Below are 18,785 nucleotides of genomic sequence, written 5' to 3' on the forward strand. Positions count from 1 at the left end.
AAGATCCTCTTCCATACGCTGAGCAACAAGCCAATGGCTCCTTTCCTATACGGCGTACATCCATCAAACCGTTTGAGTAAAAGAGTCATTCAATAAGATTCGCAGCGTTGAATAGGAATGATGAAATGCTGCTGATGTGAAAAAGTCTAGCAAACTTTCAAGCGCAGATTCTGTGAACAACTCGCCAAATGTGTAAACGTTTCCATAGATTTATCCGAGTCTATTTTGACTCAATTTTTCTACTCAAGAATCGATTCATACGGCTGTCATCATAATTGTGTAATTTCTTACATATTCTGAGTTGTTCTATACCTTGACTCCCCCTAACTTATGACCCAACAGAATTCTCGTAATTATCTCGGATCGCTATGCTGACGATTTTTAAAACTTTTTTTGCATTAGGGTGGATGAGCTTCGGCGGCCCAGCGGCACATATCGGCTATTTTCGCCATACTTTCGTTGAGAAATTAGGCTGGCTCAGCGAGCAGGAATACGCGCAGTTTGTGGCTCTGAGTCAGTTTTTGCCGGGTCCGGGCTCAAGCCAAGTTGGCTTTGCCATTGGTTATCATCGTGGTGGTCTGGCTGGCGGTTGGGCGGCGTTTCTCGGTTTTACTCTCCCTTCCGTCCTTATCATGTTGCTGCTGGCAGGGCTAAGTAGCCATCTGTTACAAACCCCGCTGTTTGAACAAGTCATTCATGGCTTGAAGCTACTCGCCATCATAGTGGTGGCAGATGCCTGTTTAACCATGTATCGCAATTTTTGTCAGCAACGCCTCACTGCAGCTCTATGTGTTTTAACTGCGGTTGCCATCACGCTGGCACCCGGTTTATTAACCCAATTTGCGGTATTACTGCTTGCCGCATTGGTCGGTCAGGCTCGCTTGGCACCACAGCAGTCACCTTCGACAACCACATTCAGCCCATCTTGGCTTTCACTCTTGCTCTTTGCAGGCTTATTGGTTGGGCTCCCCCTATTAGCCACAAGCTCTCCATTGGTTGAGTTGTTTGGTCATTTCTTCCAAGCGGGTAGCTTAGTGTTTGGTGGTGGCCATGTAGTTCTCCCCTTACTGCAAAATGCGTTAGGAGATAGCCTCTCTACCGATCAATTCCTCACTGGCTATGCAGCGGCACAAGCCGTTCCGGGGCCAATGTTTACACTCGCAACTTACCTTGGTTATGTGCTAACGCCGGAAATGCCAGTAGTTGGCGCTTTAATCGCTACCTTTGCTGTGTTTCTACCCGGCTTTTTATTGCTACTAGGCGTGTTAAAAAACTGGGCTGCATTAGCTCAACGCCCCAAAATTGCGGGGGCAATGCAAGGCGTGAATGCTTGCGTGGTGGGTTTATTGCTGGCGGCATTGTACCAACCCGTGTGGAATAGCACGGTGCACGCACCATTAGATTGGGCAGCACTTTTAGTGGGATTCTTCCTGTTTAAAATCATTCGCATACCACTTGTGGGCATGGTCGCCAGTGCCTTGTTGTTTGGTTTTATCAGCGGCTTGATCTAAAGCATAGAAAAGCACCGCCCTAATGCGGCAATACGCAAAACCTTGTCTAAACTTAATAAGTAATTAGCAAGGAAGGGCGGTGATATGCAAATGCAACCCAAAGTCGGTCAGTTTCGCTATTATCCATCGGTGGGTTCGTTAAATACTTACTTTGTGAGTATGCATGAGAAAATTCGCGTGGAATTTCCCGATATCCAGCGGATTTCCTTCGCGTTGTACGATGAGAAAAGCAATTCAATCAAAACCTACGCAGACAGCTCTCCTATTAGCCATGATTTCGTGCATTACGAATTTAAACTTGCAGACTTACCTTCTTTGCAGCAAGTAAAAGATTCCGGTTCGGTACGTATCATTCACGACATGCCAAGCCAACTGAAAAACAAAAGCCGCCACAATCGCTGGTTACTCGAACACCAATACCGATCCTCTTACGTTAAACCCGTTTTTAACCAGCAAGAGTTTGTCGGATTTCTTTTCTTTAACTCTTCAACTGGGCACTATTTCTCACCCAACGTAGTTCAACAGTTACAACCTTACCTTGCTTTGCTTCAGCAAGCTGTTTGTGGTGAATACTCATTGATTCATCACCTCATTCAAGATGTGGAGGATATGGAAGCACAATCTCCCGAACACTGGCTACAAATCAAACAGCACAAAGAACGAATTAGCCGTTATGCACGAATCATCGCCGTCGATATTGCTGAACAATACGCACTTGATGACGAACTGATTGAAAACATCAGCCAATTTGCCACTTGTCATGACATAGGCAAGCTATCTCTGCCCGCCAATCTTTTGCAAAAAAGCACCTCTTTAGCCAGCGATGAACGGGAGCAAATCCATAGCCATATTGAATCAGGTGTTAACCTACTCAATGACTTGATTGAAAAATTAGGAACTCCTCATCACCCTTGCCTTGCTGTACTTAGAGAGATAGTCGCTTATCACCATGAGTTTTTGGATGGCACAGGGTACCCTTTTGGCCTCATCAGCGAACAGATCCCAATCCCAGCTCGGATTATCGCTGTCGCCAATATTTTTGACGCTTTAACAACGCATCGGCCATACAAGCAAGCCCAATCCATCCCTCACGCCCTGTTGGAGCTTGAGAAAATGGTGTGTGAAGGCAAGTTGGATCGTCACTGTGTGAATGCTTTGCGTGAAAACCAAGAAGATTTAAAAGTAATCGTCGAACGCTTTCCCGAGTTGGATCCTAAAGACAGTGGAGTAACGCACTGATCGAATTAGAGTTCGTGTTTGATCTCGGCAACAGATTTACAAGATTTACAATTCTCCTATGCAAAAAGGTTCGATGAGCTCGACCGCTCATGCTATCGTTCACAACAAATTAACATAAAAACAACATATCAGGAGTTTGAGAATGATCCAGCCGAATCAGTTCAATCACCCTCCTTGTGCTCTCCCTCCTCCCAATGAAATGTTACTGCGTTGGGTTCAAGAGCGCCCGAATGAGGTGTACTTAAAACAAATCATTAACCGCCAATTTGTTGAGTTTACCTATGCGGAAGTAGCAGATCAGGCGTTACGGCTGGTCTCTGCTCTACGTGCACTAGGAGCAGAACCCGGTGATAAAATCGCCTTAATTTCAAAGAATTGTGCCGAATGGTTTATCTGTGATTTAGCCTTAATGTTAGGTGATTATGTCAGCGTCCCCATTTTTCCGACGGCTGGCAGCGAGACTATCGATTACTGCTTAGAGCACAGCGAAAGCAAAATTCTGATTGTTGGGAAATTGGATGACAACAAAGCGACAGCACAAGTATTAGCGGCACGTCCAAACATCATCAGCATCTCACTAGCCTACTCTTCAGCCGCGCCATGCCAGTATCAATATCAGTCGCTCATCAAACAATATGAGCCCAGCGAAGAACGCCCTACACACTATGACGAAAAACTCATGTCATTGGTTTATACCTCGGGTACTTCTGGCCTACCTAAGGGAGCCATGCTCACTTATGGGGCATTTACATGGTCGGTACAGCAGTTAGTCAATCACATTGGGATTCAAGAGGGTGATCGACTCTTCTCGTATCTGCCTCTCGCTCATATTACTGAGCGTGTCTACATCTTTGGTTCTTCAATTTTAGGCGGGGTACCAACGGCTTTTCCGGAATCACTCGATACCTTTATCGAAGATGTCAAAATGCAGCGTCCAACTCTGTTCATTTCTGTACCTCGTTTATGGACTCTGTTTCAGCAACGAATCCAAGATAAGTTGCCGCAGAAAAAGCTCAATATTCTGCTCAAAATTCCCTTTATTAATTCCTTGATCAAACGAAAATTGGCTGATGGTTTAGGCTTAGATCAAGCTCGTGTATTAGGTTGCGGCTCAGCGCCTGTTTCACCAGCCTTGCTGGAGTGGTATCGCAGTATTGGGCTAAATGTGACTGAAGCATGGGGAATGACCGAATCCTTCGCCTACAGCACCATCAACTACCCATTCCGAGCCGATAAAATTGGTACCGTAGGCAATGCAGGCCCGGGAATCGAGCTGAAGATTGCTGACGATGAAGAAATCATGGTGCGCAGCAAAGGCTTATTTGCAGGTTACTACAAAAACGATGCCGCAACAGCAGAGAGTTTTGATAACCAAGGCTGGTTGCACACTGGCGATATTGGATCTATTGACAGTGATGGCTACCTGACCATTCAAGGTCGGAAGAAGGACACATTCAAAACCGCCAAAGGCAAATTTGTTGCCCCAGTTCCGATTGAGAAAAAGCTTTTTGAATACAGTCGAGTAGAGATGATGTGTTTGATAGGTTCGGGCCTACCAGCCCCTATTCTGCTCGCCATACCTCATAACTTCCCGAATTTTGATCGCGCCCGTTATGAGCGAACCACGCAAAAAGTGATTGCACGCATTAATAATGAGCTCGAATCTCATGAACAGATCAAAGGGGTTTTGATGATTAAAGAGCCGTGGAGTATTGATAACGGGATCTTAACACCGACACTGAAAATTAAGCGTCATGTCTTAGAGAAGAAATACCACGATACAGGACAAAATTGGCCCAAAGGCCAATTGATCGTGTGGGAAGAGTAATTCTGGCCGCACAGCGATGACTACAAAACACAGGCTCAATGTTTAGCTCATTAGAGCCTGTGTTTTTCTTAATATCACCAAAACTAATCCCGCCAATTAATACCAATGTCTATTTTTCGCTTCAGGCTCAAGCCCAAGATCTTTACGCATATGCTCAGATAATTCTGGTAACTGCTGTTCGACTTGCTTATTCGTCTTGTTACGAACGATTTCAGTGAAGAATTTATGAATCATCTTAAACAATGCTTTTGTGTTGGATGATTGATATTGAGTACTGGATTCCATAACCACACCTCGATTAGTCAGCTTTCTGGTACTCATTTTCAGTCGGTAGTGATAATGTCTCAAACGATATAAATCGACACTGAGTTAAGGATTACTTAAGTGAAAGAAAGAATGCCACCGCTGCAAGGTTTGTATTATTTTTATGTCGCATGCCAACAAGGTAGTTTCAAAGCAGCAGCTGAACACCTGTTTGTTTCACCAGCGGCTATTAGCCAACAGATACGACAGTTAGAAGAATGGCTAAACGTTGAACTCTTTTTGCGCCAGCACAGAAGGGTAAAGCTGACCCAAGAAGGTGAACACCTTTCCCAATACACCCAAAAAGGCTTTGCACATCTTCAAGAAGGTATTCGTTTACTGAACTCCGATCCGAATCCCCATCAGTTATCCATTTCAACGCTTCCCTCTTTTGCGCAGCATTGGCTGGTTCCAAGGCTCACTGGCTTCAAAAGCCGTCATAACGATATTGCACTGTTACTAGAACCCACGAATCAATTGATCACTTTTGACCATTCAAAAATCGATTTATGTATTCGCTACGGTCTTGGGGACTACCCAAATATTGAGAGCCAATGGTTAATGGATGATGTTTTATATCCGGCTTGTCATCCGATCTATCTACAGCAACACAACATCAAAACGATGGAAGATATTAGCCGAGTAGATCTTATCGAAGACACTTGGCCAGACATGGACTGGGCCTCATTTACTCAAACTTTGGGACTAAAAAGTAGCCAATCGACAATTAAATATGAGGGTTCACATTTTGTGTTAGAGGGAGCTTTGGCTGTGCAAGGTGTGGCGTTAGTCAGGCATTCACTTGCAGCGCGCTACATCAAGGAAGGAAAACTGGTTCGTATTGGTAACACGGCACTTAAACCGAAATACCGCTACTACCTGTGCGCTCCATCAGGATATTTTAAACGAGAAAAAGTCCAGTTTTTCCGGCATTGGTTGTTAGATGAGATTGAGGAATTTCATCGTACTTATCCTCTCCGTGACCTTAATGTTATCAGCAACAATGGATAACTAAACAAATACAAATTTCACGTCATACTATGGGGTGTTCTTATCTCAAAAACACCTTAGTGAAAATACTGAGACTAAATTCCACGCAAATAAAAACCCGCAGTCGCCTGCGGGTTTTTTTTGTTTAAGAGCTTATTTAAAGAAATTACTTCTTCGCGTTACGCTCTTTAACTTCAGCAATTACTTGCTCTGCTACGTTGTTTGGACATGGTGAGTAGTGAGAGAACTCCATAGAGAACTGACCACGACCAGAAGTCATTGTACGTAGAGTACCGATGTAACCGAACATCTCAGATAGTGGAACGTCAGCTTTAACGCGTACGCCTGTCAGACCCATTTCTTGGTCTTTGATCATGCCACGACGACGGTTCAAGTCACCGATAACGTCACCAACGTGATCTTCAGGAGTGAACACGTCCACTTTCATGATTGGTTCAAGAAGCTGAGGAGCCGCTTTTGGAATTGACTGACGGAATGCACCTTTCGCTGCGATTTCAAATGCGATTGCAGATGAGTCAACTGCGTGGAAGCCACCGTCAAACAGTTCAACTTCAACGTCAAGTACAGGGAAGCCAGCTAGAGTACCGGTGTCCATCATAGACTTGAAGCCTTTCTCAACTGCTGGCCAGAATTCCTTAGGAACGTTACCACCAACTACAGTTGACTTGAAGGTGAAACCAGAGTTTTGCTCTCCTGGCTTGATACGGTAATCGATCTTACCGAACTGGCCTGAACCACCAGACTGTTTCTTATGCGTGTAGCTGTCTTCAACTGCTTTAGTGATAGTTTCACGGTAAGCAACTTGAGGGGCACCTACTTCAAGCTCAACGCCGTAAGTACGCTTAAGGATATCTACTTTGATGTCTAGGTGAAGTTCGCCCATACCTTTAAGGATGGTTTCGCCTGAATCTTCGTCAGTCTCAACTTGGAATGATGGATCTTCTGCAACCATCTTACCAATCGCGATACCCATTTTCTCAGAACCGTTTTTATCTTTAGGCTTAACAGCGATAGAGATAACTGGTGTTGGGAAAATCATAGGCTCAAGAGTACATTCGTGCTTAGGATCACATAGAGTGTGACCAGTTTGAACGTTCTTCATACCAACGATAGCAATGATGTCACCCGCTTGTGCAGATTCCAGTTCATTACGGTCGTTTGCGTGCATCTCAACCATACGGCCAACACGCTCAGTTTTACCTGTTGCGCTGTTAAGAATGGTATCACCCTTCTTAATTTTGCCTGAGTAGATACGAACGAAGGTCAGAGCACCGAAACGGTCATCCATGATCTTGAACGCTAGCGCTTTTAGAGGCGCATCAACAGATACTGTTGCTACTTCGCCAGTTGGTTCACCAGTCGCTGGATCAGTCAGTGGTTGAGGCTCTACTTCTGTTGGAGAAGGTAGGTAATCAACAACTGCGTCTAGTACAAGCTGCATACCTTTGTTTTTGAATGCAGAACCACAGAAAGTTGGGAAGAATGCTAGATCACGAGTACCTTTACGGATACATGCTTTGATTTGCTCGATAGTTGGCTCTTCGCCTTCCATGTAAGCCATCATCAGCTCGTCATCTTGTTCAACAGCAGTTTCGATCATCATTTCACGGTATTCTTCTACCTGATCAACCATGTCTGCTGGAACTTCTTTGATTTCGAAGTTTTCTGGAATACCTGAGTCATCCCATACGAACGCTTGGCGAGTTAGTACATCAACAACACCAACGAATTCATCTTCACGGCCGATAGGTAGAGTCATAACCAGTGGGTTTGCGCCAAGAACTTTCTTCACTTGTCCAACAACACGGAAGAAGTCAGCACCCATACGGTCTAATTTGTTTACGAAGATCAGACGAGATACTTCTGATTCGTTCGCGTAACGCCAGTTAGTTTCTGACTGAGGTTCAACACCGCCAGAACCACAGAATACACCGATACCACCGTCAAGAACTTTCAGAGAACGGTAAACTTCAACTGTGAAGTCAACGTGTCCCGGGGTGTCGATTACGTTAAAACGGTGACCTTTCCAGAAACAGGTAGTCGCAGCAGACTGGATAGTGATACCACGCTCAGCTTCTTGTTCCATGAAGTCCATCGTTGAAGCGCCGTCATGTACTTCGCCCAGACGGTGGATTTTACCAGTCAGCTTCAGGATACGCTCAGTGGTAGTGGTTTTACCCGCGTCAACGTGCGCGAAGATACCAATGTTTCTGTATAATGATAAATCTGCCATTGTCTTACTCTGTTAATAAGGTATAAAGTGCGCGCAGAGTATATCACAATCTGTCAAGACTGATACCCCTGCATGCATTTGCTGAAAAAAAAATATACCCGAGCTACTTGGCGTTGCAGCCAACACTGCCACAGCCTCAAGTAGAAAGGGAGTAGTTAAGAAGTCCTATCGCTGAGAAACTATAGGCGATCCTCAAACAGCTCGCGAGGCGCAAAAATGATTTTTTTACGTTTCGCTTTTGGGTTAAATCTGCACAAAAAAATCAGTGAGCATTACAACTCATCAAACGCCGCAATCGCGTCAGAGAGTTTTTTCACACCATGAATCTGCATTCCCTCAATACCGCCCTTCGGCATATTGGCAATAGGTACAATCGCCTTTTTAAAGCCGTGTTTGAAAGCTTCATTGAGGCGCTCTTGGCCACTTGGAACCGGACGAATTTCACCAGCCAATCCCACTTCACCAAAAATCACTACATCTTTTGGCAGCGGACGATCACGAAAGCTCGATAACAGCGCCATCAGCAAAGCCAAATCGGCACTGGTTTCCGTCACTTTCACGCCACCGACTACGTTCACGAACACATCCTGATCGGCCATTTGCAAACCACCGTGTTTGTGCAATACCGCAAGAAGTAGAGAGAGGCGATTTTGTTCTAAGCCAACAGCTACTCGTCGTGGGTTAGCGAGTTGTGAATAGTCAACCAAAGCTTGAATTTCCACCAACAGTGGACGAGTCCCTTCCCACACAACCATGACCGAGCTACCCGATGTCGCCTCTTCACCCCGAGAAAGGAAAATCGCAGACGGGTTACTCACTTCGCGCATGCCTTGCCCTGTCATAGCAAACACGCCGAGTTCATTCACCGCACCAAAACGGTTTTTATGGCTACGTAGAGTCCGAAAGCGGCTGTCCGTATCGCCATCAAGCAAAATCGAACAGTCAATGATGTGTTCAAGCACTTTCGGCCCTGCCAATGTACCATCTTTAGTAACATGACCAACGATGAAAACCGCGACATTATTTTGTTTGGCATAACGCGTGAGTGCTGTAGCAGATTCACGCACTTGCGCCACACTACCAGGCGAAGATTGCACATCAGCCACATGCATGACCTGAATCGAGTCGATCACCATGATCCGTGGTTTCTCTTGCTCGGCGATTTGGCAAATGCGATCCACATTGGTTTCCGAGAGCATTTTCAGATGCTGTTTCGGTAGCCCAAGGCGTGAAGCACGCATCGCGACCTGTTGTAGCGATTCTTCACCCGTGACGTACAGTGTCGGCATTTGCGCTGAAAGTAAGCACATGGTTTGCAGTAGCAAGGTGGATTTACCTGCGCCCGGATTACCACCAATCAAAATCGCCGCACCCGGCACAATACCACCACCCAGAACGCGATCTAGTTCTTTAAAGCCACTGGTGAATCGAGGCACTTCTTGTAAATCAATATCAGCCAAAGTTTGCACTTTCGCTTCAAGGGCTCCCGCGTAACCTGCCAGTCGTTCATTACGCGCCACTTGCGGTGAGGCCGCTAGCCGAACTTCAGAAATCGAATTCCACGAACCACAGGCGTTACACTGCCCTTGCCAGCGCGGAAAATCCGCTCCACATTCGTTACATACATAGGCGCGTTTTGCTTTCACAATCAATCCTCGAACTTGCTCTCACTTATCAGGCGTAATACTTTAAGAAAAAGTGGAACGGCTGCAACATATCGCTAAAGATTAGTATGTTGATGCCGATGCATCAGAATGGAAGACACTCTAACAGAAAAGTATGCAGCAAACCGAAATTCTCTCTCTGGTTGAAAGGCTTATCCCAGCTTACCGTTCAAGTGACCTAGACTACCTTTTGTCGCAAATGACCGAGGGGCAGCCGCCTTCAGCCAAATTATTAGTCAAAATGGAGCTTAATCGCTTAATGGCACCTTGCAGTAAAAGCATTGATTTGCGTGGCAAGGTGCAAGGAGAGTGTCGGGAATACAATTTCGACGGTCGCCAACACTGGCTTGATGACGTCGCTTTCAACTCTTACCACAAAAGCATAAAAAAATTTGGTGGCTATACCGAAGGTGTTTGGGAAGCCGTCAATAACACGCGCAATAACTTTCGGGTCATGAAACAGCAAGGCAAGCTGGCTCCGAAGACTGAGCAAACCAGAGATACAAGCTTCGAAGTTGAACCTATCAAACTGGGCTACGATCTCAAACGACAAGAAAATCGCTTAAAAATCTCAAGCCAGATAGAAATTCATCTGAAAAATGAACAGTTGATCCATGGCTTAAGTGTGGATCTCTCCCCTTCTGGCGCGAAATTGAAAGTACCCGCGGCTTTTGATTACAAGCTAGGCGAAGTCATCCAAGTCTATTTCGCGGAATTGAATAAGACCTCGAATGTCATAGGACTGCACCGGAACATTGAATATCGCATTCTAGGTGTTGATGAATCTTATGACAGTGATGCGATTAAATTTCTGCGTGTGCTGAAACTCAGTGATAGCGATGTGATTGAAAAAGTCATTGAAGAAGCGATTCAAACCAATACTCAAAAAGCGCGCCACGATAATCAGGATAAAATCATCCGTGCTCGTACCCGCGGTTATGAGCACATGTATCTTAAGCACACCTGTAACTTGCCGCTGTTTTTTAGTGGCAATGAACTGAAGCTCGCGCTTCTGACCGAGAACAACCGCCCAATTTGGCAATATTGGCACGACGAACGCAACCAACAAGCGCTGGGCACCTTATTCAAACCAGAACGAATGGCGCACCTGACGGCCCCCGGTGTTCGTGGCAGCAATAATGTGTTGTATTCGTTTAAGCATGATCACCAACACAAAACCCTGTTTTTTTCGATGCTGATGCCGGAAGCAACCCAAGAACAACGCAAGCTGTTTTGGCACATCGGCGCTAAGCGTGACACTTGGAAAGCGTTTCGGCTGTTTGTGTTTGAGTTGTCTGAGGAAGAACGCCAAGCCCTTGCCCAGCATTCCCGAGAGTTGGCAGAACAATCAAACTCATTAACTCACTGTGGCGTTTTGCAAGAGATCTGCGATACCGAAGCAGCTCACGATTATCTGCTGGTTGATAAACCGAATCTACCGAGTAGTGCCCTGAATGATTTTCGTCATCCGCGTCAGGTTGTCGGTAGCCCGATGGGCGTTTATTTTGATGCACGTTCACGGCGTAAAGAACCGCGTTACCGGTTTAGAACACCGATACAAATAAGCAAAGATGACGCAAAAGCCACAGGGATGACGATCGACCTGTCTAAACGTGGTTTGAGCTTAATTTTAGATACCCCACTGGATGTCAAAGCGAACGATCAAGTTTGGATCGATTTTCTCGAGCTCAAGTTGTACGACAAGAACCTTCCTTTAGGGAATGCACCTTACAAAGTGGTTCGGATTGGCCCTGAAGGTCGCCAATTACAACTGATGATCGAAGAGAGCACTCAAACCATCAAAACGATCGCTTTCTTCAATAGCATTATTGAAAACAACCAAGACAAGCTACTGAAAAAGGAAGAGATCCTACCAAGTAACGAGTTACTTGAAAGCTTGCACAATATTTTGCTCGATAAAATGGTGAGCACGCCCATATTTGTTGAAAAAGTAGGTAGTAACCTTAAGCCTAAAGTGATTGGTGTGAACTATCCGTTACCTCCTCATCTTGCTCTGCTCGCTAAACTAGGCAGTGAGAATCGCATTACTCTTCAGCCAATTTTTAAAGGCCACACTAACTCCCTGCTAGCAACACCGATGAAGCGGATTGAAGGTGCAGAACCGCAATATCATGAAGTCTACTTGAGCGCGGTGAAGTACGGCACGCGAATTCAGTCAATTGAGTCACGTTTGCTCAGCGATTTTACTGATACGCGTGATCGCATTCGCTTTATACGCCAAGGGCAACAAATGGGGGAGTTTTACGCGCTACGTGTCAGTGGGGTTCCGGTTTTTGCACCGATTACCAATCTGCTGCGTAGCGATCTTACAGAACTGGCAGCCATTAGCCTCATCATGCTAAGAGTTTAGAAAAAGAGATGTTGTCGCAAGTGGGTTATGGCGAATTGGTAGATATCACCGAAGAAGTACTGATCCGCCTTGAATTGACCAATTAAACAGATCACTTCATTGATAAAACGAAGAAGCCACGCAACTGCGTGGCTTCTCTCTTTCATGTTCAGCTTAAGGTTTGGTCTTCCAACTTATCTTCTGCTGACGAATCAAAGCCGCAGAAAGAATACACACCACGCCACCTAATCCTGCAAAACGAACGGCCGTTTGCGCTTTAGCTTCAACTTTGGGCTTGGCATGATAAGCCACCCCTAATCCTGCCGCCGCCATCATCACCAGATCATTAGCACCATCACCCACAGCGACCGTGTTGTGGATTTCGACATCGTATTGCTGCGCGAGCGATCTCAGAATATCAGCTTTGGTTTGGGCAGAAACCACTTCACCCAGCACTTGCCCTGTGAGTTTGCCATCCACAATTTCCAGCGTGTTCGACTGAGCATAATCCAGAGATAACATGTTTTTGAGATGGTCAGAAAAATAGGTAAACCCGCCCGAGGCAATCGCCACTTTCCAACCAAAAGAATGAAGTGTGGCAACCAACTGAGGCAACTCCGGCATTAGCGGCAAGTTTTCACGTACTTGGCTTAAAATTCCTTCTGGTGCATCTTTTAGCTTGCTAACACGTAAACGCAGACTCTGTTCAAAGTCGAGCTCACCTTGCATGGCGCGCTCTGTCACCTCAGCGACTTCCTCACCCACTCCAGCTAATTTTGCGATCTCATCAATGCATTCGATTTGAATCGCGGTGGAATCCATATCTAATACAATCAATCCCGGCTTAGTAAGATCAGGCACATCTTGAATTCTTGCGTAATCTAGCTCTAACGCTTTTAGGATGGTTTCATGTTGGGCTGTCAGTTCCCCATCCATTAAAGCCACCTCATACCCCCCCACTTTCCACACATCCAAAATGGCGTTAAATCGGTCAGTGAAGAAATCCATATCCTCAAATTGTGCTGGCGTCAGTTGATGACCAAACACAATCCAACTACCACGATTTTTCACTAATTGAGTGACAAAGCGAGTTTCTGGGAAACGGTTGCGCAGCGTTGTGTGTTTTTTGATCGGTAAAGTTGTTAAAGCATCCATGTCCACTTTCCTTATTCGGTATAGCCAGACGTTACCCTATTGCAATTTAAAAACGCAAGTCTCAATATGAGCGCAGTTGGTTTTTTGCAGGTTTCCTTCGACATGGATGGCTCACTTTTTTCATTCCGAGTAGTGGTACGCGTTGCAACTGTGCTAGCAGTTGCGGTGATGTTTTTTATCACGATTCAAAATAGCGTGGTGATCAGTAAAGGTAACGAGCGTATTCAAGCTAACCAACTTGAAACCTTAACCAAAGTGCTGATCACTCAAGCAGCAATGTCTGCAGGCAGTATGATCGCCGATCAAGATCAGGAACGTTTGTTAGCACTAACTAACCAACTCGCGACCGATCGGCTGGTATTTGATGCTTCAATCTATGACTCTGAGGGCGTACTGCTGGCAGCGAGCGAGTCTGCATTAAGTGTTCGTGAAGTGTTAGGGTTGGATACACCACTGCACACCGCAAGTATTGGGCGTCAGCAATTAGTAGAACCTGTGGTTCATGACGGCAGTTTGATTGGTTTTGTACGCATCACGTTTGAAACAGGCAAAGTGACGGCAATTTCTGACCACCATTATCGTAAAAGCGATCACAACATGTATTGGATGCTACTGATGAGCTTTGTCAGTGGTGTTTTACTGACTCTTTTGCTGCGACGCAGACCGAAAAAACCTACAGGCGAGAATTTGTTACTCAAACAGGCCGAACAATCTTTGAATGACTGATTTGATACATTCTTCAGTGATAAAAAACCTCAGCACAGGCTGAGGTTTTTTATTCAGGGATAACACTAATACAGAGATTAGTAACCTGCTTGATCGCCGATCAGTACAGAGTCCAGTGCGATTTCAATCATCTCGTTGAAGGTGTTTTGACGCTCTTCAGAGGTGGTTTGCTCGCCCGTTTTGATGTGGTCAGAAACAGTACAAATCGCTAGTGCTTTCGCGCCATATTCAGCTGCAACACCGTAAATACCCGCAGCTTCCATTTCAACGCCGACGATGCCGTATTTGTCCATCACATCGAACATTGAAGGATCTGGCGTGTAGAACAGTTCTGCAGAGAACAGGTTGCCCACTTTAACGTCAATACCACGCGCTTTCGCTGCTTCTTCCGCGGCTTTCACCATTTTGTAGTCAGCAATTGCTGCAAAATCATGATCTTTAAAGCGAATACGGTTCACTTTAGAGTCTGTACATGCGCCCATACCGATCACAACATCACGTACTTTGATGCCTTCATTCACTGCACCACAGCTACCTACGCGGATGATCTTCTTCACGCCGTAATCTTTGATCAGTTCAGTGACATAGATTGAGCAAGATGGGATACCCATACCATGACCCATCACAGAGATCTTGCGGCCTTTGTAAGTGCCTGTGTAGCCGAACATATTGCGCACATCACATACTTGAACTGCGTTATCGAGGAAGTTTTCTGCGATGTATTTCGCGCGCAGCGGATCACCCGGCATCAGTACAACGTCAGCGAAATCACCCATTTGCGCATTAATATGTGGAGTTGCCATGTTTTCGTTCCTTTGGTTTGTTGGCTCAATCGCATCATTCAACAAAACCCTAAGACTGAAGCTAGCCTTAGGGTATGCGTATTATAAAAAGTTCTTACCGTAATCCATTGGCGAAGTGCCAAAGTAGCTTGCCAGAGTTTGCCCGATATCTGCAAAGGTGTCACGACGACCTAATGAGCCCGGTGCCACTTTCTTGCCATAAACCAGTACCGGAATGTGTTCACGAGTATGATCGGTACCCGGCCATGTTGGGTCACAGCCGTGGTCGGCAGTTAAAATCAGAATGTCATCTTCCTGCATCAGCGCTAGAACTTCAGGTAAACGCTTATCGAAATACTCCAATGCCGCCGCATAACCCGCGACATCACGGCGGTGGCCATAAGCTGAGTCAAAATCCACGAAGTTAGTGAACACGATGGTGTTATCACCGGCTTGTTTAATCTGCTTCAAGGTTGCTTCAAACAGATCAGGAATGCCCGTCGCTTTGACTTTGTCGGTAATGCCGCAGTACGCGTAGATATCGGCAATTTTACCGATAGACACCACTCGGCCTTGCTTCTCTTCCACCAGTTTTTGCAACACAGTCGCTGAAGGTGGCTCAACCGACAAGTCACGGCGATTACCGGTACGAGCAAATTGGCCTTTGCCCGGGCCAACGAATGGACGCGCAATGACGCGACCGATGTTGTAATCCGCCAGCTCTTCACGAGCAATCTGGCACAGCTCCAGTAGACGATCTAAGCCAAATGTCTCTTCATGGCAGGCAATTTGAAATACAGAGTCCGCCGAGGTGTAGAAAATCGGCTTACCCGTACGCATGTGCTCTTCACCTAAGTCATCAAGCACTTGAGTACCAGAGGCGTGGCAGTTGCCTAAGAATCCATCCAGACCCGCACGCGCTAAAATGCGATCGGTCAGCTCTTTCGGGAAACTATTTTGCTTATCGCTAAAGTAGCCCCATTCAAACAGCACAGGTACCCCAGCAATTTCCCAGTGACCTGACGGGGTATCTTTGCCTGATGACAATTCTGCCGCATGAGCATAAGCACCAATAATGTCTGCACGCTCATCCAGCCCCGGAGCAAAACGTCCGGTAGACTCTTTATGTGCCATCGCCAAACCCAATTTGGAAAGGTTAGGCAGTTGCAATGCGCCTTTACGCTCTGCGTTATCTGCCAGACCTTGCGCACATTGATCTGCAATATGGCCAAGGGTATCAGAACCCACATCACCAAAGGCTTCTGCATCGGCTGTCGCGCCAATTCCAAACGAGTCTAAAACTAAAATAAATGCTCTTTTCATTGCTCACTCCCCAGGTATTACACGTCTTGAGCTCGAATTTGACGGTAAACATCCGGTGTTGGTACATAGTCACCGCCCACTTTAATCGCACTTTGTAGTGCATTGGCAGCTTGTTGCCACTGCTCTTCATTGCGGGCATGAATCATTGCTAAAGGTTTATTGCTGTCGGCGATTTCACCCAGACGGATGAAATGATCAAAGCCCACAGCGTAATCAATGCGATCAGTCGCGACACGGCGACCACCGCCCATTCCCACCACAGCCATACCAATGGCACGGGTATCCATCGCGGAAATGATGCCGGATTGCTGCGCGTAAACTGGGCGAACAATCTCAGCTTTCGCCAGATACTTGTCGTAGTTTTCAACAAAATCCGTTGGGCCGCCAAGGCCTGCTACCATTTTACCGAAGCGCTCTGCCGCTTGGCCGTTATCCAGCACTGCTTGCAGTTTCTCGCGCGCTTGAGCGGTATCTTTCGCTAACTTGCCAAGTACCAGCATTTCCGCACAGGAAGCCATCGTCACTTCAAGCAGACGCGGATTACGGTATTCACCCGTGAGGAAGCGTACCGCTTCGCGCACTTCAACCGCGTTACCCGCGGAAGAAGCCAGCACTTGGTTCATATCCGTTAAGATCGCCGTAGTGTTGGTGCCTGCGCCGTTGGCAACCGCAACGATGGATTTCGCGAGTTCTTCAGACGCTTCATAAGTTGGCATGAAAGCACCTGATCCTACTTTCACATCCATAACCAACGATTCAAGACCTGCCGCCAGTTTCTTGGAAAGAATTGAAGCGGTGATCAGCGAGATGTTATCCACGGTCGCGGTAATATCACGCGTTGCATACACACGCTTGTCAGCCGGTGCCAGATCGCCAGTTTGACCGATGATTGCCACACCCGCTTGTTTGGTCACTTGACCAAACACTTCGTTGGTTGGAGTAATGTTGTAACCGGGGATCGCTTCAAGTTTATCGAGCGTACCGCCCGTGTGGCCTAAACCACGGCCAGAAATCATAGGGACGTAGCCACCACATGCTGCCACCATAGGACCAAGCATCAGTGAAGTCACGTCACCCACTCCACCCGTGGAGTGTTTATCGACCACTGGACCGTCAAAATTCATATGGCTCCAATCAATTACCATACCGGAATCACGCATCGCACAAGTCAGTGCAATACGCTCAGGCATCGTCATTTCACGGAAAAAAATCGCCATCGCAAAGGCAGCAATTTGACCTTCAGAGACGGTGTTATTCGCCACGCCCTGAATAAAGAAGTTAATTTCATCGCTGGTGAGAACTTCACCATCACGTTTTCTGCGGATAATTTCTTGAGGTAAATACATAGGTGCCTCCCAGTTCCCAAAAGAACTGCGTAGTGTAAAGAGGTTAAGCAGCGCGAAGGCTCGCGCTGCCATCAGACACAATTGATATTAGTAAGCGGCAGGATCTGCCTTTTGGTCTGTCACTTCTAATGTATTCAGAAGGTTGGTCAGTAGGCTTGATGCACCAAAGCGGTAATGACGGCTGTCCGCCCAATCACCACCTAGGATTTCATCGGCCATTGCCAGATATTGTTGTGCATCTTCAGCAGTACGTACACCACCCGCTGGTTTGAAACCAACAGTTTTGGCTACGCCCATATCGCGGATCACTTCCAGCATCATACGTGCGTATTCTGGTGTCGCATTCACAGGCACTTTACCCGTTGAGGTTTTGATGAAGTCTGCACCAGCTTCAATACAAATTTGAGAGGCTTTTTTGATCAGCGCTTCTTCTTTCAGCTCACCGGTTTCGATGATCACTTTGAGTAGCACATTGTCGCCACAAGCGGCTTTACACTGTTTCACCAGATCAAAGCCGACTTGCTCGTTGCCTGCGATCAGAGCGCGATATGGGAATACCACATCCACTTCATCTGCGCCGTAAGCAACCGCAGCTTTAGTTTCAGCAACAGCGATCTCAATATCGTCATTACCGTGAGGGAAATTGGTTACCGTAGCAATACGGATTTCCGGTGTTCCTTGCTCGCGAAGTGTCTTCTTAGCAATAGGAATAAAGCGAGGGTAAATACAGATGGCAGCGGTGTTGCCTACTGGACTTTTTGCGTCATGACAAAGTTGGATCACTTTCGCATCCGTATCGTTGTCGTTCAGCGTAGTCAGATCCATAAGTTTTAGTGCACGTAGAGCTGCTGCTTTTAATTCGCTCATTTCTATCTCCGATCAATATAGTCATATAGTTCACTGCTCAGCCGATTCTCTTCTCTACTGAGCAGCCACAAATGAACGGACTTGGTTCCTTGAAGACTCGGTGCTAACGCACCAATTGCTATCCTTGTCACCGCACAGTACCAGTTGGGTCAATGGCACAACAATCTGCGTTTGCGGTATCTTACTGCATACAGGCAATGCGATTGCCTCCGGCGCTCATCATACTCCTTGTCATGTTGAGAGCCAGCGAAAACTCATCCATATTCCACTGGATAAGCCCGCCATCTGAGCCTCAGCTCAGTTGGTTGAAGCGATTTATCCATCATTCACTGTTAGATAAACCCGTTTTCTATCCATGGCTACAGTATAGATATTTGTCGCAAAACGGTAGCGCAGTGCTAAGAGCAAACGGTTTGTATCTCAAAAAAACTGGTTAGATTTTGAGGG

Annotated in this window: 14 protein-coding genes and 1 pseudogene; 7 read left to right on the forward strand and 8 right to left on the reverse strand. The window is 46.3% G+C overall.

The window, feature by feature from the left end; translation table 11 throughout:
- Positions 1–368: 368 nt before the first annotated feature.
- From chrA to D908_RS16855, 3 genes are all read left to right on the forward strand, one after another.
- Positions 369–1,511, forward strand: coding sequence for a chromate efflux transporter (chrA, locus tag D908_RS16865; protein ID WP_005522477.1), 1,143 nt, complete (start codon positions 369–371; stop codon positions 1,509–1,511).
- 84 nt (positions 1,512–1,595) lie between these two features.
- Complete coding sequence (locus tag D908_RS16860) at positions 1,596–2,750, forward strand: HD-GYP domain-containing protein (RefSeq protein WP_005522479.1); 1,155 nt, start codon at positions 1,596–1,598, stop codon at positions 2,748–2,750.
- Positions 2,751–2,892: 142 nt separating this feature from the next.
- Positions 2,893–4,578, forward strand: coding sequence for an AMP-binding protein (locus D908_RS16855; RefSeq protein ID WP_005522480.1), 1,686 nt, complete (start codon positions 2,893–2,895; stop codon positions 4,576–4,578).
- A 96-nt stretch (positions 4,579–4,674) separates the two neighbouring features.
- On the opposite strand, the gene D908_RS16850 is transcribed toward D908_RS16855, so the two are convergent.
- Complete coding sequence (locus tag D908_RS16850; RefSeq protein ID WP_005522481.1) at positions 4,675–4,863, reverse strand: hypothetical protein; 189 nt, start codon at positions 4,861–4,863, stop codon at positions 4,675–4,677.
- Between the two features lie 99 nt (positions 4,864–4,962).
- Here D908_RS16850 and D908_RS16845 point away from each other — a divergent pair, with 99 nt between their 5' ends.
- Positions 4,963–5,892 carry a LysR substrate-binding domain-containing protein gene (locus D908_RS16845; RefSeq protein WP_005522483.1) on the forward strand — a complete coding sequence of 310 codons (930 nt, stop codon included), beginning with the start codon at positions 4,963–4,965 and terminating at the stop codon, positions 5,890–5,892.
- A 145-nt stretch (positions 5,893–6,037) separates the two neighbouring features.
- Here D908_RS16845 and fusA read toward each other — a convergent pair whose 3' ends face one another.
- Both fusA and radA read right to left on the reverse strand, forming a co-directional pair.
- Entirely contained in the window at positions 6,038–8,125 is a 2,088-nt protein-coding gene (fusA, locus tag D908_RS16840) for an elongation factor G (protein WP_000774536.1), read from the reverse strand.
- 272 nt (positions 8,126–8,397) lie between these two features.
- Complete coding sequence (gene radA / locus D908_RS16835) at positions 8,398–9,774, reverse strand: DNA repair protein RadA (protein WP_032467506.1); 1,377 nt, start codon at positions 9,772–9,774, stop codon at positions 8,398–8,400.
- A 130-nt stretch (positions 9,775–9,904) separates the two neighbouring features.
- Between radA and D908_RS0118820 the strand changes: the two are divergent.
- Positions 9,905–12,246 (forward strand): annotated as a pseudogene (locus tag D908_RS0118820) (PilZ domain-containing protein).
- Between the two features lie 67 nt (positions 12,247–12,313).
- On the opposite strand, the gene serB reads toward D908_RS0118820, so the two are convergent.
- A complete protein-coding gene (gene serB / locus D908_RS16830) occupies positions 12,314–13,294 on the reverse strand; it encodes a phosphoserine phosphatase (RefSeq protein WP_005522484.1) in 981 nt (326 codons plus the stop codon).
- 102 nt (positions 13,295–13,396) lie between these two features.
- On the opposite strand from serB, the gene D908_RS16825 reads away from it, so the two are divergent.
- On the forward strand, positions 13,397–14,020 hold the full coding sequence (locus tag D908_RS16825) for a YtjB family periplasmic protein (protein ID WP_005522485.1): 624 nt from the start codon (positions 13,397–13,399) through the stop codon (positions 14,018–14,020).
- A gap of 77 nt (positions 14,021–14,097) precedes the next feature.
- Here D908_RS16825 and deoD read toward each other — a convergent pair whose 3' ends face one another.
- The 4 genes from deoD to deoC all read right to left on the reverse strand — a co-directional run bounded on the left by deoD (position 14,098) and on the right by deoC (position 18,338).
- Positions 14,098–14,823: a purine-nucleoside phosphorylase gene (gene deoD / locus D908_RS16820; protein WP_000224887.1), complete on the reverse strand. Its 726-nt coding sequence runs from the start codon at positions 14,821–14,823 to the stop codon at positions 14,098–14,100.
- An 81-nt stretch (positions 14,824–14,904) separates the two neighbouring features.
- Positions 14,905–16,125: a phosphopentomutase gene (deoB, locus tag D908_RS16815; RefSeq protein ID WP_005522486.1), complete on the reverse strand. Its 1,221-nt coding sequence runs from the start codon at positions 16,123–16,125 to the stop codon at positions 14,905–14,907.
- Positions 16,126–16,142: 17 nt separating this feature from the next.
- Positions 16,143–17,471, reverse strand: coding sequence for a thymidine phosphorylase (gene deoA, locus D908_RS16810; RefSeq protein ID WP_000281237.1), 1,329 nt, complete (start codon positions 17,469–17,471; stop codon positions 16,143–16,145).
- An 87-nt stretch (positions 17,472–17,558) separates the two neighbouring features.
- Positions 17,559–18,338 (reverse strand): deoxyribose-phosphate aldolase, encoded by a 780-nt coding sequence (gene deoC, locus D908_RS16805; protein WP_001292365.1) that lies wholly within the window; start codon positions 18,336–18,338, stop codon positions 17,559–17,561.
- A gap of 100 nt (positions 18,339–18,438) precedes the next feature.
- Between deoC and D908_RS0118825 the strand changes: the two genes are divergently transcribed.
- Positions 18,439–18,627 carry a hypothetical protein gene (locus tag D908_RS0118825; RefSeq protein WP_032467500.1) on the forward strand — a complete coding sequence of 63 codons (189 nt, stop codon included), beginning with the start codon at positions 18,439–18,441 and terminating at the stop codon, positions 18,625–18,627.
- The last annotated feature ends 158 nt before the right edge of the window (positions 18,628–18,785 follow it).

This window comes from Vibrio mimicus CAIM 602 (assembly GCF_000338875.1).
GTDB classification, from domain to species: domain Bacteria; phylum Pseudomonadota; class Gammaproteobacteria; order Enterobacterales; family Vibrionaceae; genus Vibrio; species Vibrio mimicus.